Source organism: Nocardia sp. NPDC058480 (assembly GCF_042720495.1).
Taxonomy (GTDB): domain Bacteria; phylum Actinomycetota; class Actinomycetes; order Mycobacteriales; family Mycobacteriaceae; genus Nocardia.
This window is the reverse complement of the sequence record NZ_JBHXMN010000021.1, coordinates 1-14,033: the sequence shown is the minus strand read 5'-3', so window position 1 is coordinate 14,033 and position 14,033 is coordinate 1. Positions and strand designations below refer to the sequence as shown.

At 67.8% G+C, this 14,033-nt stretch carries 15 protein-coding genes; 8 read left to right on the top strand and 7 right to left on the bottom strand.

The annotated features are described in order from the left end of the window. Window positions 1-25 precede the first annotated feature (25 nt). The 3 genes from ACFWO8_RS30485 (at window position 26) to ACFWO8_RS30475 (ending at window position 3,295) form a co-directional block, all read left to right on the top strand. Window positions 26-427 (top strand): cytidine deaminase, encoded by a 402-nt coding sequence (locus tag ACFWO8_RS30485; protein ID WP_378971238.1) that lies wholly within the window; start codon window positions 26-28, stop codon window positions 425-427. A 27-nt stretch (window positions 428-454) separates the two neighbouring features. Then, window positions 455-1,741, top strand: a complete 1,287-nt coding sequence (locus tag ACFWO8_RS30480) for a thymidine phosphorylase (RefSeq protein WP_378971232.1) — start codon at window positions 455-457, stop codon at window positions 1,739-1,741. Window positions 1,742-2,197: 456 nt separating this feature from the next. Further along, window positions 2,198-3,295 (top strand): adenosine deaminase, encoded by a 1,098-nt coding sequence (locus ACFWO8_RS30475; RefSeq protein WP_378971223.1) that lies wholly within the window; start codon window positions 2,198-2,200, stop codon window positions 3,293-3,295. A gap of 52 nt (window positions 3,296-3,347) precedes the next feature. Here ACFWO8_RS30475 and ACFWO8_RS30470 read toward each other — a convergent pair whose 3' ends face one another. The 5 genes from ACFWO8_RS30470 to ACFWO8_RS30450 are packed head-to-tail and all read right to left on the bottom strand — an operon-like array spanning window position 3,348 to window position 6,784. Continuing rightward, complete coding sequence (locus ACFWO8_RS30470) at window positions 3,348-4,589, bottom strand: primosomal protein (RefSeq protein WP_378971217.1); 1,242 nt, start codon at window positions 4,587-4,589, stop codon at window positions 3,348-3,350. 14 nt (window positions 4,590-4,603) lie between these two features. Further along, window positions 4,604-4,963, bottom strand: coding sequence for a YbaB/EbfC family nucleoid-associated protein (locus ACFWO8_RS30465; protein WP_378971214.1), 360 nt, complete (start codon window positions 4,961-4,963; stop codon window positions 4,604-4,606). Then, entirely contained in the window at window positions 4,960-5,313 is a 354-nt protein-coding gene (locus ACFWO8_RS30460; RefSeq protein ID WP_067447900.1) for a hypothetical protein, read from the bottom strand. The genes ACFWO8_RS30465 and ACFWO8_RS30460 overlap by 4 nt, the downstream gene beginning before the upstream one ends. Then, window positions 5,310-6,455 carry an NlpC/P60 family protein gene (locus tag ACFWO8_RS30455; protein ID WP_378971203.1) on the bottom strand — a complete coding sequence of 382 codons (1,146 nt, stop codon included), beginning with the start codon at window positions 6,453-6,455 and terminating at the stop codon, window positions 5,310-5,312. Before ACFWO8_RS30455 ends, ACFWO8_RS30460 begins: the two co-directional genes overlap by 4 nt. Beyond that, on the bottom strand, window positions 6,452-6,784 hold the full coding sequence (locus ACFWO8_RS30450; protein ID WP_378971188.1) for a hypothetical protein: 333 nt from the start codon (window positions 6,782-6,784) through the stop codon (window positions 6,452-6,454). Before ACFWO8_RS30450 ends, ACFWO8_RS30455 begins: the two co-directional genes overlap by 4 nt. Window positions 6,785-6,931: 147 nt before the next feature. Here ACFWO8_RS30450 and upp point away from each other — a divergent pair, with 147 nt between their 5' ends. Continuing rightward, a complete protein-coding gene (upp, locus tag ACFWO8_RS30445) occupies window positions 6,932-7,555 on the top strand; it encodes a uracil phosphoribosyltransferase (protein ID WP_378971181.1) in 624 nt (207 codons plus the stop codon). A 42-nt stretch (window positions 7,556-7,597) separates the two neighbouring features. Then, complete coding sequence (locus ACFWO8_RS30440) at window positions 7,598-8,065, top strand: DUF4913 domain-containing protein (protein WP_378971171.1); 468 nt, start codon at window positions 7,598-7,600, stop codon at window positions 8,063-8,065. A 35-nt stretch (window positions 8,066-8,100) separates the two neighbouring features. Here ACFWO8_RS30440 and ACFWO8_RS30435 read toward each other — a convergent pair whose 3' ends face one another. Both ACFWO8_RS30435 and ACFWO8_RS30430 read right to left on the bottom strand, forming a co-directional pair. Further along, on the bottom strand, window positions 8,101-9,609 hold the full coding sequence (locus ACFWO8_RS30435) for a phospho-sugar mutase (RefSeq protein WP_378971165.1): 1,509 nt from the start codon (window positions 9,607-9,609) through the stop codon (window positions 8,101-8,103). After that, window positions 9,610-10,389: a purine-nucleoside phosphorylase gene (locus tag ACFWO8_RS30430; RefSeq protein WP_378971155.1), complete on the bottom strand. Its 780-nt coding sequence runs from the start codon at window positions 10,387-10,389 to the stop codon at window positions 9,610-9,612. Between the two features lie 185 nt (window positions 10,390-10,574). Here ACFWO8_RS30430 and ACFWO8_RS30425 point away from each other — a divergent pair, with 185 nt between their 5' ends. The 3 genes from ACFWO8_RS30425 (at window position 10,575) to ACFWO8_RS30415 (ending at window position 13,817) form a co-directional block, all read left to right on the top strand. Further along, complete coding sequence (locus ACFWO8_RS30425) at window positions 10,575-11,276, top strand: enoyl-CoA hydratase-related protein (protein WP_378971150.1); 702 nt, start codon at window positions 10,575-10,577, stop codon at window positions 11,274-11,276. 49 nt (window positions 11,277-11,325) lie between these two features. After that, window positions 11,326-12,528: a M20 family metallopeptidase gene (locus ACFWO8_RS30420; protein WP_378971136.1), complete on the top strand. Its 1,203-nt coding sequence runs from the start codon at window positions 11,326-11,328 to the stop codon at window positions 12,526-12,528. 125 nt (window positions 12,529-12,653) lie between these two features. Then, on the top strand, window positions 12,654-13,817 hold the full coding sequence (locus ACFWO8_RS30415; RefSeq protein WP_378971796.1) for a M20 family metallopeptidase: 1,164 nt from the start codon (window positions 12,654-12,656) through the stop codon (window positions 13,815-13,817). The last annotated feature ends 216 nt before the right edge of the window (window positions 13,818-14,033 follow it).

Here is a 14,033-nt window from a genome sequence, read left to right as displayed (position 1 = left end):
CGGCGGGATCAGCTGGAGGTTTCCGATGTCCGAAATCGACTGGAATACGTTGCATGACATGGCAATTCGAGCTATGGGGTCGGCGTATGCCCCGTACTCGGGTTTCCCGGTCGGCGCCGCTGCTCTCAGTGCGGATGGCCGAATTGTGAGCGGATGCAATGTGGAAAATGTCTCATATGGGCTAACCCTGTGCGCCGAATGTGTACTCGTCGGTAACTTATTCGCGTCCGGTGGCGGGCGCCTCATCGCCCTATCGGTGACCGATTCCCGGGGCGAAATCCTGATGCCGTGTGGCCGGTGTCGGCAGCTGCTGTTCGAACACGGCGGGGGCGAACTGCTGGTGGATCACGCCGATGGCCCGAAGCCGCTGTCGGAGCTCCTGCCCTATGCCTTCGGGCCGGATGATTTGGCCGCCGGACAGCAGTAGTCGGAGCACGGTGCCAGACTTGGCACCATGACGGCACTGGATGCGGTTTCGGTCATTACTACCAAGCGCGACGGCGGGGAGCTGTCCGATGCTCAGATCGACTGGGTGGTGGATGCGTTCACCCGGGGGATCGTGGCGGACGAGCAGATGTCGGCGCTGGCCATGGCGATCGTGTGGCGGGGGATGACCAGGCGCGAGACGGCGCGGTGGACGGCGGCGATGATCGGGTCGGGCAGTCGGATGGACTTCACCGGCCTGCCGAGACCGACCGTCGACAAGCATTCGACCGGTGGGGTCGGCGACAAGATCACCCTCCCGCTGGCTCCGCTGGTGGCCGCGTGTGGAGCGGCCGTGCCGCAGTTGTCGGGGCGTGGGCTCGGGCATACCGGTGGGACGCTGGACAAACTCGAGTCGATCCCCGGCTGGCAGGCCGACGTGACCGTCCCCCGGATGCGCGAGATCCTGGCCGACCCGGCGATCGGAGCGGTGATCTGCGCCGCGGGTGCCGATCTCGCCCCCGCCGACAAGCGGCTCTACGCGCTGCGCGATGTGACCGGCACCGTCGAGTCGATCCCGTTGATCGCCAGCTCGATCATGAGCAAGAAGATCGCGGAGGGAACGGCGGCGCTGGTACTCGATGTGAAGGTCGGGTCCGGAGCGTTCCTCAAGACCCTCGACGGTGCTCGCGAACTCGCCACCGCGATGGTCGAACTCGGGCGCGATGCGGGTGTGCAGACCGTCGCGCTGCTCACGGCGATGGATACCCCGCTCGGGCGGACCGCGGGTAATGCGATGGAAGTCGCCGAGTCGGTGGAGGTTCTCGCCGGTGGGGGTCCTGCGGATGTGGTCGAACTGACTCTGACGTTGGCGCGGGAGATGGTCGCGCAGGCGGGGCTGCATATCGATCCCGCCGATGTTCTCGCTGATGGTCGGGCGATGGATCACTGGCGCGCGATGATTCAGGCGCAGGGTGGGGATCCGGATGCTCCGCTGCCGGTCGCGCGGCATAGCGAGATCGTGCGGGCGGAATCTAGTGGGGTGCTGACTCGGCTCGATGCGATGGGGGTGGGGGTCGCTGCTTGGCGGTTGGGGGCGGGGCGTGCTCGTCAGGGGGGGAAGGTGCAGGCGGGGGCTGGTATCGAAATGCATGCCAAGCCGGGTGATTCGGTGGTGGTGGGGCAGCCGTTGTTGACGTTGCATACCGATACGCCCGACGCTTTTGCTGGGGCATTGGCGGCGCTTGATGGTGCTGTGAGCGTTGAGTTGGCACCTGAAGGGAAGCCTGGGGGGTTGGTGCTCGGGCGAGTTGGGTGAGTGGGGGTTTGGGTTGGCCTGAGGGGTTGACCTGGGGTTTGGTGGGTATGGAGGGCAAGGGATGACCTGGGGTTTGGTGGGTATGGAGGGCAAGGGATGACCTGGGGTCGGTAGTCCCAGGCAGGTTTGGGCTGTGTTTATTGGCGCGCTGGCGCGCGCGTGTCCGCGGCCCCAAGGGGCCGCCGGTTAGCGCTCGAGACTAGAGCCTTCGGCTCAGCGCTTTCGAGCGCTAACCGGCGACCCGGCCGCGGACCGGCCACTTCGTGGCCGTCCCTCCCCAGGGGTCGGGAGTGCGGGGCTGGTAGTGCGGTCATGGCGGATTTGGGGTGCACGGTGTGGTTGGTGGTGCGGTCATGGCGGGCTTGGGGTGCACGGTGTGGTTGGTGGTGCGGTCATGGCGGATTTTGGGGTGGACGATGTTCTGCCCGGATCGGTGTGGGCGGCTACCGTCTATACATGACTGGACCGGCGCCCCTTGACCTTGCTTCGATCCGACGCGCACCGAAGGCATTGCTGCATGATCACCTCGATGGTGGTCTGCGGCCCGCGACGGTGCTAGAGCTGGCCGCTGATTGCGGCTATGACGAATTACCTGCTTCCGACGCCGAGAGTTTGGGGGCGTGGTTTCGCGACGCTGCCGATAGCGGATCGCTCGAGCGGTATCTGGAGACGTTCGCGCATACGGTCGCGGTGATGCAGACCCCGGAGGGGCTGCGCAGGGTGGCGCGGGAGTGCGCTGTCGACCTCGCGGCCGACGGGGTCGTTTACGCGGAGGTGCGGTTCGCGCCCGAGCAGCATCTGGAGAAGGGTCTCACGCTCGACGAGGTTGTCGAACACACCCTCGCGGGGTTCCGGGAGGGTGAGGCGATCGCGGCTGAGCAGGGCGATGTCATCCGGGTGACGTGTCTACTCACGGCGATGCGGCACGCGGCCAGGTCGCGCGAGATCGCGGAGCTCACCGTGCGGTTCCGTGACTCCGGGGTCGGCGGGTTCGACATCGCGGGCGCCGAGGCGGGATTCCCTCCCACCCGCCACCTGGACGCTTTCGAGTATCTGCGAGCCAACCACGCGCACTTCACGATTCACGCGGGTGAGGCGTTCGGCTTGCCGTCGATTCACGAGGCGCTCGCGTTCTGCGGCTGTGATCGGCTCGGCCACGGGGTGCGGATCACCGACGACATCAGTGTTCCGGGCGACATCGAGGACGCGCAGCTCGGCCTGGTCGCGAACTATGTGCGCGATATGCGGGTGCCGCTGGAACTGTGTCCTTCGTCGAATGTGCAGACCGGCGCGGTGCCCTCGCTGGACAAGCATCCGTTCGACCTGCTCGCCCGCCTGCGTTTCCGGGTCACCGTCAACACCGACAACCGCCTGATGAGCGACACCTCCATGAGCGAGGAGATGCGCAAACTGGTCGACACCTTCGGCTACGGCTGGAGCGACCTGGAACGCTTCACCATCAACGCCATGAAGTCGGCCTTCATCCCGTTCCCGGACCGGCTGAAGATCATCGACGAAGTGATCAAGCCGGGTTACGCGGTACTGCTCGGCTGAGATGAAATCAGGGGTGGCACCACGTCGGCGCCACCCCTGATTTCGTCAACACCTATTCGCTGACCAGGCGCGCTTCGAACGCACGCTGCAGGTCGCGGAACTGCTGGGCCTCCGACGCGTACGGCGGGTTCGGCGCCATCCGGTTCGGATCCGGGTTGAGCAGGTACGAGACGTACCAGCCGAGCGGATTCGACTGGGCGAGAGCCGTTTCCACACTGTCGTCATCGGCGTAGTCGGCCGCGTCGCTGAACAGTTCGACCGCGAGATCGAGCTGTTCGATGTCGACCGCCTCCGGCCCCTCGGCCAGATCGTCGACCAAGCCGGTGAGCACGTAGACGTTCTCGTCGGTCACCTCGACCGCGAGCGAACCGTCCACCGCCGCGGTCTGCACCTCGGCGAAGGTCGAGACCCGGGCCAGCTCGTGCTCGTGATCGTCGGCCAGGTAGCGGGCGAGTGCGCGCTCGGAGCCGAAGACGGTGATGGTGCTGCCGTTTCCGAGGAAGATCGGCTCGTCGTCGAGGTAGCAGCGCAGGGTGAACTGCTCGCCGTCGGAGGTGACGATCTTGACGGGGTCGATGCCGACCCCGTCCCAGAAGGACTCCTCTTCGTCGTCATCGTCGGAGGCGGTGAGGTCGACGTTCTCGAACTCTTCCTCCTCCTCGGCGACATCGTCGGCGTCGACCTCGTTCTCCTCGGCCGCCAGCAGCTCCGCCTCGGCGACGGCGACCGCGGCCGCGTCGACCTCGGGCGTGCTCACGACGCTGTCGATGGCGTCGAGCACGTCGTCCCAGCCCTTGACAATCGCGGCACCGACCTGGTCCCACAGCTCTTCGCCGTCGCGGCCGACGAAGGTGCTCGCCCCGCTGGCCAGTGCGCCGAGCACCGGGTTGTTGCCGAAGAACTTGGTCACCACGTCGAGCTCGCACACCTCGGCGATATTGCGCACCATCGCCAGGGTGTCCTCGAGCTCGCCGATGACATCGACGTCCGGGTCGCCCGCGGCCAGCTCCGGTACGGAGACCAGATCGAAGCTGAAATTCTCCTCCGGCTCCAGCTCAGCGGCCGATAGGCCGGCGATGACCGCCCAGGACGGGTGGTCGACGAGGTCGTTGTCGGAGTTGGTGCGGATGAACGCCGCCAGCTCCGCAACGGACTCGAATCCGTAGAGGTCGTCCTCGTGACCGAGGAACGCCTCCCACTCGTCGTCACCGTCGCGCCAGCGCGGTGCCCACAGGGTGACGAGATCGCCATCGGTCAGACCGAGCTCGATCGGGACGATGTCTCCAGAAGCCATGACGCGAAGCCTAGCTAGCTCGAGCGCCGGGCACTATCCGGCCCGGGTGCTAATTGCCCGCCGGGCTGTGCACTCGAACCGATGAGCGATTCGTTCAGTGTCGCAATGATGTTGGAACGAGCGTCACCGGCGGTCTCGGTGGCCTGTTTGCAGGCCGCCAGGATGAGCGCGGCGGCCTCGGTGGGGGCCAGCGTGGTGATGGCTTCGTCCAGCGTCAGGCCGACGAGGGCGCCGTCGCTGTTCACCTCGGCGGTGACCAGCCCGTCCTCGGTGGTGAATCGCCCGTTGACCTGCTTCAACCCGTACAGCGCCGCCTCGAGCGCCTCGAGTTTTCCGGTGACACCCGCGACCAGGGCGTCCATTTCCGCACTCACAGTGGCCTCATCCAACTCGTCTGACCGGTGTCGGCGTCGTCGATGCGATCGAGCTCGTCGACCGCCTGACGCCGGGTGGGCAGGTTCATCTTGTCGAGCAGTTCATCGGGGATCTGCGCCTGCTCGCTGTAGACCTCGCGCAGGCGGGCGGCGGCGGCGATGGTCGAGCGCCGGGTGAGGCGCAGGATCTCGTCGGCCAGCGCCTGGGCGCCGAACTGGTATTCGCTGCGTTCGAACTTGAGCGCGATCGGCAGACCCATGCTGGTCGCGCGGACCGAGATCGTGCCCGACCGGTTACTGCTGACCGCGGACTCCACATTGGGCACCTCGGGGATCGGCGTGCCGCTCATTCGGTAGGCCTGTAGAAGCCGTAGAACTCCATGCCACTGTTCTCCGTTCGGATGGAACTGATCGAAACCGGATCGCCCGCCTCGACGAGCTGCCCGTTGCCGACGACCATGGCGACATGGCCGTCCCACACGGCCAGATCGCCCGGCTGTAGGTCACCGGGGGATACCTGAGGATTGCCGATGTGCTGTTCCTGCGCCAGCCGAGGCAGTTCGACCCCGGCCTCGCCGTAGGCGTACTTGGTGAGCCCGCTGCAGTCGATGCCCGCTTGCGGGTCGTTGCCGCCCCAGACGTACGGGGTGCCGACGGCGCCGATGGCCGAGCGGACCGCGGTCGCGGCTTTCTCGTTGGGCGCCTCGACGGTGCTGCCGTCGGGCAGGGTGATCTTGACGCCGGTGCCGGACCCGGTCGACGAACCGGCCGATGACCCCGTCGACCCACCCGTGCCCGCGGAGGTTCCGCCGGTGGTGGTCGACTTCGAGCTGCTGCTGTTGCTGCCGCCCATCGCCGTCGACAGACCGGATCCCATGGCACTGAGCACGGTGCTGCCGGTGCTCGCGGCGGTCGAGAGCAGACCGGAACTCGACGCCGAGGACACGAGGTTGCTCGCGCCGGACGCGACGCTCGCCAGCGAGGTGCTCGACGGGGCAGGGGTGAGCTCCTGGATCGCGGCGGTCTGGGTGCCCATCTCGTCTTGCACCCGGCCGACGACGCCCATGCCCTGACCGATGTGGTCGATCGCCGAAGCCACCACGGCTGTCAGACCCGCGGGGGTACCGAGGGTGGGGCTCAGCGCGGAGACCTGGGACAGGAACGAGTTGACGATCCCGTCGAGCTCCTTCTGCCCGGTCTCCACGTAGGCGGCGGCCTGGTCGACGACGGTCGCCATCTCGGTGCCGTTGTCGGACAGGGTGGCCGAGGAGGTCTGCACGCGCAGTGCCTTGGCGGTGGCCGCGTCGACGGCTTGGCCGTCCCACGCGGTGTTCACGTTGTTGATGCTGTTGCGACCCTGTTGATAGATCTGGTCGAGGTTGGTCGAGGTCGAGCGCAAGCCGTCGGACGCGCCGCCGGTGCCGAGCACGCCGGTGCCGAAGCTCGACAGCAGATCGAGGAGGGGCTGAGCCAGCCCGCTGAGGTCGATCATGCGTCGGTGCCGATATCGCCCGCGGCCGCGGCGAGCGAGGCCGCGTTGTTCAGATCGGTCTCGACCAGGGTGGTCGCGGCGCTGGCGGTGGCCAGGCCCATGCTCCCCATCACTGCCGACAGCTGGGCGATCGACGCCACGTGGCCGGCATGGGCGGCGGAGTAGGCGGCGGTGAAATCGCCGCCGATGAGACCCATGATGGGGCCGAGCAGGGTGGGGTCGGAGGCAACCGAACCAGCCGCCGCCGTGGCCAGTTCCGTGGCCATCACCTCGGCAGCCGCGCTGTACGCGACGATGCCCTCGGCATCGGCCGACATCTTTTTCGTCATCGAACTTCCCCCAATCCTCGAGTTCCCGGGCAGAGTACGTCACTCATTATCTTGGACGCACCGACTCCGCGTTCGGTTCCCTCGACTGCGAAAATATTTCCCCGGCGGTCGTAGGCGCGAAGCGCCAAGCGACCCTATCGTCTTTTCATGCGCACCGACACCGTCGACCATCCGCTCGCCGCAACCCTGCTCAGCACCATGCGGGACGCTCGTACCGACAACGCCACCTTCCGCAATGCTCTGGCCGATCTCACCGGCATCCTCATGTACGAGGCGCTGCGCGACGCGCCGGTGGTGCGCGAGCCGATCGACACGCCGGTCGCGGTCACCGAAGGCGTCCGATTGGCGGCGCCACCGCTGCTGGTTCCGGTGCTTCGGGCCGGGCTCGGCATGGTCTACGCCGCAGCCGAACTCGTCCCGCAAGCCCGCGTCGGATTCGTGGGCATCGCCCGCGACGAGCAGACCCACGACCCGGTGCCGTACCTCGAGTCGCTGCCCGCCGACCTCACCGGCCTGCCGGTATTCGTCCTCGACCCGATGCTGGCCACCGGCGGTTCGATGCGCCACACCATCGAACTCCTCGTCGCCCGCGGGGCCACCGACATCACCGCCATCTGCGTCGTCTCGGCCCCGGAAGGCGTTGCCGCCCTGGCAGGCTCGGGCCTGCCGGTGCGCCTGATCACCGCAGCCATCGACGACCGCCTCAACGAGCACGCCTACATCGTCCCCGGCCTCGGCGACGCGGGCGACCGCCAGTTCGGCCCACGCTGAATCAGCCTCCCACCGCCCGGTTTTCGTGAGATCCTGGCAGGTATGGGGAGTGGGGTTACCGGGCCCGAGAAGCCGTTCGAGCTGGTTTACAGCGATGTCGCGGCCTGGGTAGACGACTATTTCGTCCGAGTGTTCGGTGACGCGCTGGGGTATCGGCCGGACGATCAGCTCAACTGGTGTCCGGAGTGGTGGCGGCACCCGAGCGCGGCCATCCGGCTGGACGCGCTGTGGCGGGTGTGGGAACGCCACCGGCTCGAAGGTGGGCTCGGCATCAGTCTCTGGTTTCTGGACCATGCCGATCCGCATCTGCGGGCTCTGACCGACGGGAACGGACCTTTCCGTCGATGCTCGATCGAGCACGGACACCAGGAGACGTCGCCGCTGCCCACGGCGGGGCTTCCGGCGCACGACGTATTCGGCGATCCCAGCCGCGAGCTGTTCCGCGATCCCAGCCGCGAGCCGGGTCCCGGCCTCGGCGACGCGGGTGACCCTTCGTTCGGCCCACGCTGACTCAGCGCGGCCGGGCGAGCGATTCCAGCCGTCGACTATTCCTTGCCTCCTGCCAGCGACCGGCAGAACGTGGTGAGCTCGGAGAGTCGCTGGGCGGCAAGCTGTCTGGCGTTGTTCAGGTCGTCCGGTTCGGATACCTGGGCGAATACCTCCAGGTAGCACTTGAGTTTGGGTTCGGTGCCAGAGGGGCGGACGACGATGCGGAAGTCGTCGGCGTCGAAGATCAGCGCGTCGGTGCGTAGCCGGCCGCGGACCTGCGCCTGGTCGGTGAATTTCACCGGGGTACCGGCGATTTCGCTTGGCGGGTCCGCGCGGAGGGCGGCGACCAGCACGCTCGCGGCGGCCTGGTCGGGCAGGCGCAGTGAGACCTGATCTCCCGCGTGCAGTCCGAATTCGACAGCGTAGGAGTCGAGTTCGTCTTGCAGCGTCCTGCCCTGAGCCTTGAGCAGGGCCACGAGATCCGCGGCGGCGACGGCGGCCGAGATGCCGTCCTTGTCGCGGACCTTCGTGGGATCGACGCAGTGCCCGATGGCCTCCTCGTAGGCGTATACGAGTCCATCGCCCGCCCTGGCCAGCCATTTGAAGCCGGTGAGGGTCTCGGCGTAGCGCGCCGTTCGCGCGGCGGCCAGCTTCGACAGCAGACGCGAGGACACGATGGTCGTGGCGACGAGCGGATCGGCGGGACGGGTGCGCAGCACGTAATCGGCCAGCAGCACACCGGTTTCGTCACCACGCACCATGCGCCAGCCCTCAGGACCCGGGATGCCGAGAGCGCAGCGATCGGCGTCGGGATCGAGAGCGATCGCAACATCGGCGTCGATCCGCGCGGCCAGCGCGAGCAGCAGATCGGCAGCGCCCGGCTCTTCCGGGTTGGGGAAGGCGACGGTGGGAAAGTCGGGGTCGGGGGTGAACTGTTCGGCGACCACGTGCACGTCGGTGAACCCCGCCGCGGCCAGCGCGCGCACCGCGAGCTCACCGCCGACACCGTGCAGCGCGGTGAGCACGATCCGTACATCCGCTCGTGCACCGGGCCCGCCGAGCAGGCCGGGCAATTCCGCGACGCGCGCGAGATACCGATCGACCAGTTCGGTGCCCGATACCGAAACAGGCTCCCGCGCAATCGGTTCGACAACCGTCTCGATGGCCTTCTCGATCTCGCTGTCGGCGGGCGCGATCAGCTGCGACCCACCATCGAGATACACCTTGTAACCGTTGTCGGCAGGCGGGTTATGCGAGGCGGTGATCTGCACCCCCGCGACCGCACCCAGCTCACGCACCGCGAACGCCACCACCGGAGTCGGCACCGGATCCGGCAGCACCGTCACCGGAAACCCTGCGGCAGTGAAGATTTCCGCCGTCGCGGTGGCGAACTCGGCAGAGCCGTGCCGCGCATCGCGCCCGACCACCACCGCTCCGCCGCCGAGGCACCGCTCACGTAACCAGCCGGCCAGCCCGGCCGTAGCCCGCGACACCGTCGTCACGTTCATACCGTCGGGGCCTTCGCGCAACGGTCCACGCAGGCCTGCGGTCCCGAAGCGCAGCATCTACACGCGCTCCAGAATGCCGCGCAGTAGCTTGCCGAGCCGGGGCGCCGCGGCCTGCCCTTCGGCCAGCACCTCGGCGTGCGAAAGATGTTCCCCGGTAACGCCCGCGGCCATATTGGTGACCAGCGAGATGCCGAGCACCTTCGCGCCGAGCGAACGCGCCTCGATCGCCTCGAGCACCGTCGACATGCCGACCAGATCGGCGCCGATGGTCGCGAGCATGCGGATCTCGGCAGGCGTCTCGTACTGCGGTCCGGTGAGTCCGGCGTACACACCTTCGGTCAGGCTCGGGTCGATTTCCCTTGTCAGCGCCCGCAATTCGGGATCCCAGGCATCGACCAGGTCGACGAACCGTGCACCTACCAGCGGGGTGCGCGCGGTGAGGTTGATGTGGTCGGCGATCAGCACCGGCTCGCCCACAGCCAGACCCGCCCTGAGTCCACCCGCGGCATTGGTGAGCAGCACGATCTCGGCGCCCGCCGCGATCGCCGTGGTCACCGGATGCACCACCTGCTGGGGTGTGTAGCCCTCGTACAGGTGCTGACGACCCATCAACAGCAGCACATTGTTCTCGTTCACGGTGACCGAATGCACTATGCCGCCGTGACCCTGCGCGCTGGGTTTACCGAAGCCGGGTAGCTCCGTCATGGGGATCGAGGCATGCGGCGCGCCGATCTCGGCTGCTGCCTCCTGCCACCCCGATCCGAGCACCACGGCCACGCGATGACGCGGCACTCCCGTACGTTCGGCAATCGCCGCAGCGGCCTGTTCGGCAGTCATGAGCGAAGTCTAAAGGGCGCAGGCGCGCAGCGATCCTCAGTCGCGCATGGTCGCAGCGAAGGCGGAGGTACGCCTGAGCCGCATGGGTGTCCCCGGCCCAGGCGACCGTAGCTGGGCCACGATCGGGCTCTTGCGTGTCGTACCCGCGAGTAGGTACGCCTGCCGTCGCGGTTTATTCTCCCTGCATGCCGTATTTGGAGCGCTCTGGTGATGTTTTCGTCCTGTACCTCGGCAACGAGGGTGAGACCGACAACGAGAACCGTTTCTCGCCGGACTGGATCGATGCCTTCCACGCCGCACTCGACAAGGTCGAGGAGTCCGAGGGCGCTGCCGCGCTGGTCACCGTCGCGACCGGCAAGTACTACAGCAACGGCCTCGACACCGATTACGTCTTCGGCAACCTCGACAAGGTCCACGGCTACCTCGACCGGGTGCACTCCCTCTATACCCGCCTGCTGACCTTCCCGATGCCGACGGTCGCCGCGGTCAACGGCCACGCGTTCGGCGCGGGCGCCATGCTGGCCACCTCCCACGACTTCCGGGTGATGCGCGGTGACCGCGGCTTCTGGTCGCTGCCCGAGGTGCACCTCGGCATGCCGTTCACCATCGGCATGAACGGCTTGCTGAAGGGTCGCCTGAGCAACCAGGTGTGCGTCCAGGCGATGACCACCGGCCACCGCTTCGGTGCGGACGAGGCCATCGCCGCCGGCATCGCCGACGCCAAGGCCGACGCCGACGAGGTGCTGCCCGCCGCGATCGCGCGCGCCGCCGCGCTGACCAGCCTGCGCAAGCCGATCACCCCGATCATCAAGACCGCGCTGCACGCCGAGACCCTCGCCGCGCTGGCCACCCCGGTCACCCCGGAGAACCTTCCCTTCGGCAACTGACCGCGCTCGCCGGTGCGCCGCTGTCGTGCACTGATGCAAGACTGGGGGTATGGCACCCTCGCGCACCGGCGAACTCACAGCCACCGCCTCCGACTCCGCGATTGTGGCGGCCTCGGACGAGCTGATCGGGCTCTCGCACGCGATTCACGCCGAACCCGAGCTGGCCTTCGCCGAAACGCGTAGCGTCGCGAAGGTCCTCGCGCCGCTGGTCGAGCGCGGATTCGCCGTTACCACGGGCGTCGCCGGGCTGCCGACGGCCTTTCGTGCCGTCTACGGCAGCGGCCCGCTCACCGTCGGCATCTGCGCCGAATACGACGCGCTGCCCGAGATCGGGCACGCCTGCGGGCACAACATCATCGCCGCGTCGGCCGTCGGCGCGGCCATCGGGCTGGCCGCGGTGGCCGACGCGCTCGGCCTGACCGTGGTCGTGCTCGGCACGCCCGCGGAGGAGAGCGGCGGCGGCAAGGTGCTCATGCTGGAAGCGGGCGCCTTCGACGACATCGCGATGGCGATGATGGTCCACCCGGGTCCCGGCGATATCGTCGGCGCGCGTTCGCTGGCGCTGGCCGACCTCGCCATCGTCTTCCACGGCCGTGAGGCGCATGCCAGCGCCGCGCCCGAACTGGGCCGCAACGCGGGCGACGCGGTGACCCTGACCCAGGTTGCCGTCGGCTTGCTACGCCAGCATCTGCGACCTGGTCAGCAGCTGCACGGTATAGTGTCCGACGGTGGCGTAGCCCCCAACATCGTGCCCGGACGTGCGGAGTTGCTGTACTACCTCCGCGCGGCCGATTCCGGCTCCCTCGACGACCTGATGCGCCGAGCGAAGGCGTGTTTCGAAGCGGGCGCCCTGGCGACCGGCTGCACCCACGACATACGGACGCTCGCGCCCACCTATACCGAGCTCACCCCCGATCCGGTTCTTTCCGCTGCCTACCGCGCGCAGATCACCGGATTGGGACGGACGCCGATCGCGCCCGAGCTCGAGGTGCTGCGGCCGCTCGGGAGCACCGACATGGGCAACGTCACCAACGTCATCCCCGGCATCCACCCGGTGATCGGCATCGATGCGGGCGGCGCGGCGACCCATCAGCCGGCGTTCGCCGCCGCCGCGGTGAACGCCTCGGCGGACCGGGCGGTGCTCGACGGCGCGCTGGCATTGGCACGTACCGCTGTCGCCGTGGCGGGCGATGAAGTACACAGGGACAGGTTGTTGCAACAGCTGATCGAACGACAGGAGGACATTCGGTGACCATTTCCGGCCATCCGGGCACCGCACGCGCAGGCTCCGACGCGCTATCGATGGGTGTGGGTACCCACTCGATGGCACGCGAGACCGCAGCGTGTCCGACCACGCCGGACACCGAACCAACTCTGATGTCGGGAACCGAGATCGTCGACGCATGGCTGGCCGAGCACACCGGTGACCTGGTGCAATGGCGCAGGCACATCCACGCCAACCCCGAGTTGTCCCGTGCCGAGTTCGCCACCACCGAGTTCGTGTCGGGCTGGCTCACCAAGGCCGGGCTGAGCTGGGAAGTACTGCCGGGCGGCACCGGCTTGATCTGCGACTTCGGCCCAACCGATCGTCCGCGCATCGCTCTGCGCGCCGATATGGACGCGCTGCCGATGCAGGAATTCACCGGCCTGACCTTCGCCTCGACCGTGCCCGGTGTGTCGCATGCCTGCGGGCACGACGCGCACACCACCGTGCTGCTCGGTGCCGGTCTCGCGCTCGCCGAGGCCGAGGACAAGCTGCCGGTGGGGGTGCGGCTGGTGTTCCAGCCCGCCGAGGAAGTGATGCCGGGCGGTGCGCTCGACGTGGTCGCGGCCGGTGGGATGACCGGGGTGGACCGGATCTTCGCGCTGCATTGCGATCCGCGCCTCGAGGTCGGCAAGGTCGGTTTGCGGACCGGCGCCATCACATCGGCGGCCGACACGGTCGAGTTGGTGCTCGATTCGCCCGGTGGGCATACCTCGCGGCCGCATCTGACCAGTGACCTGGTCTACGCGATCGGAACTGTCATCACGGGGTTGCCCGGGCTGCTGAGTCGACGCGTTGACCCGCGCACCAGCACCGTCATGGTCTGGGGTGCGGTGAGTGCGGGCAAGGCGCCCAATGCGATTCCGCAGACGGGCATGCTCACCGGCACGGTCCGCACCGGCGATCACGCCACCTGGCTGCTGCTGGAACCGCTGGTCCGCGAGATCGTCGACGGGTTACTCGCGCCGACCGGGGTGCGTTACCAGCTCAACTACAAGCGCGGTGTGCCGCCGGTGGTCAACGATCCGACCTCGGCCCTGATGTTCGAGGACGCGGTGCTGGCCATGGGCGAGGACGCCCTCGCCGACACACCGCAGTCCGGCGGTGGCGAGGACTTCTCCTGGTACCTGGAAGAGGCACCCGGCGCTATGGGCAGGTTGGGAGTTTGGTCGGGCGTCGGTGAGCAACTGGACCTGCATCAGCCGACGTTCGATATCGACGAGCGGGCTTTGGCTGTTGGTGTGCGGGCGTTGACGAACCTCATCCTGCAGGCTTAGGGGTTTGTGGTCCCGGGGCTTGTAGGGGTGCCTACGGGTTTTGGTGGTGCCAGGACGGTTGTAGGGCATAGCCACAGGGCTTGGTAGTGCCAGGACGGTTGTAGGGCATGGCCACAGGGTTTGGTAGTCCCAGGCAGGTTTGACGCTGTGTTTATTGGCGCGCTGGCGCGCGCGTGTCCGCGGCCCCAAGGGGCCGCCGGTTAGCGCTCGAGACTA

What these genes read in the sequence shown, in the direction of transcription:
- ACFWO8_RS30485 (WP_378971238.1), top strand. Translation starts at nt 26, where the DNA reads ATGTCCGAAATCGACTGGAATACGTTGCATGACATGGCAATTCGAGCT.
- ACFWO8_RS30480 (WP_378971232.1), top strand. Translation starts at nt 455, where the DNA reads ATGACGGCACTGGATGCGGTTTCGGTCATTACTACCAAGCGCGACGGC.
- ACFWO8_RS30475 (WP_378971223.1), top strand. Translation starts at nt 2,198, where the DNA reads ATGACTGGACCGGCGCCCCTTGACCTTGCTTCGATCCGACGCGCACCG.
- ACFWO8_RS30470 (WP_378971217.1), bottom strand. Translation starts at nt 4,589, where the DNA reads ATGGCTTCTGGAGACATCGTCCCGATCGAGCTCGGTCTGACCGATGGC.
- ACFWO8_RS30460 (WP_067447900.1), bottom strand. Translation starts at nt 5,313, where the DNA reads ATGAGCGGCACGCCGATCCCCGAGGTGCCCAATGTGGAGTCCGCGGTC.
- ACFWO8_RS30455 (WP_378971203.1), bottom strand. Translation starts at nt 6,455, where the DNA reads ATGATCGACCTCAGCGGGCTGGCTCAGCCCCTCCTCGATCTGCTGTCG.
- ACFWO8_RS30450 (WP_378971188.1), bottom strand. Translation starts at nt 6,784, where the DNA reads ATGACGAAAAAGATGTCGGCCGATGCCGAGGGCATCGTCGCGTACAGC.
- upp (WP_378971181.1), top strand. Translation starts at nt 6,932, where the DNA reads ATGCGCACCGACACCGTCGACCATCCGCTCGCCGCAACCCTGCTCAGC.
- ACFWO8_RS30440 (WP_378971171.1), top strand. Translation starts at nt 7,598, where the DNA reads ATGGGGAGTGGGGTTACCGGGCCCGAGAAGCCGTTCGAGCTGGTTTAC.
- ACFWO8_RS30435 (WP_378971165.1), bottom strand. Translation starts at nt 9,609, where the DNA reads ATGCTGCGCTTCGGGACCGCAGGCCTGCGTGGACCGTTGCGCGAAGGC.
- ACFWO8_RS30430 (WP_378971155.1), bottom strand. Translation starts at nt 10,389, where the DNA reads ATGACTGCCGAACAGGCCGCTGCGGCGATTGCCGAACGTACGGGAGTG.
- ACFWO8_RS30425 (WP_378971150.1), top strand. Translation starts at nt 10,575, where the DNA reads ATGCCGTATTTGGAGCGCTCTGGTGATGTTTTCGTCCTGTACCTCGGC.
- ACFWO8_RS30420 (WP_378971136.1), top strand. Translation starts at nt 11,326, where the DNA reads ATGGCACCCTCGCGCACCGGCGAACTCACAGCCACCGCCTCCGACTCC.
- ACFWO8_RS30415 (WP_378971796.1), top strand. Translation starts at nt 12,654, where the DNA reads ATGTCGGGAACCGAGATCGTCGACGCATGGCTGGCCGAGCACACCGGT.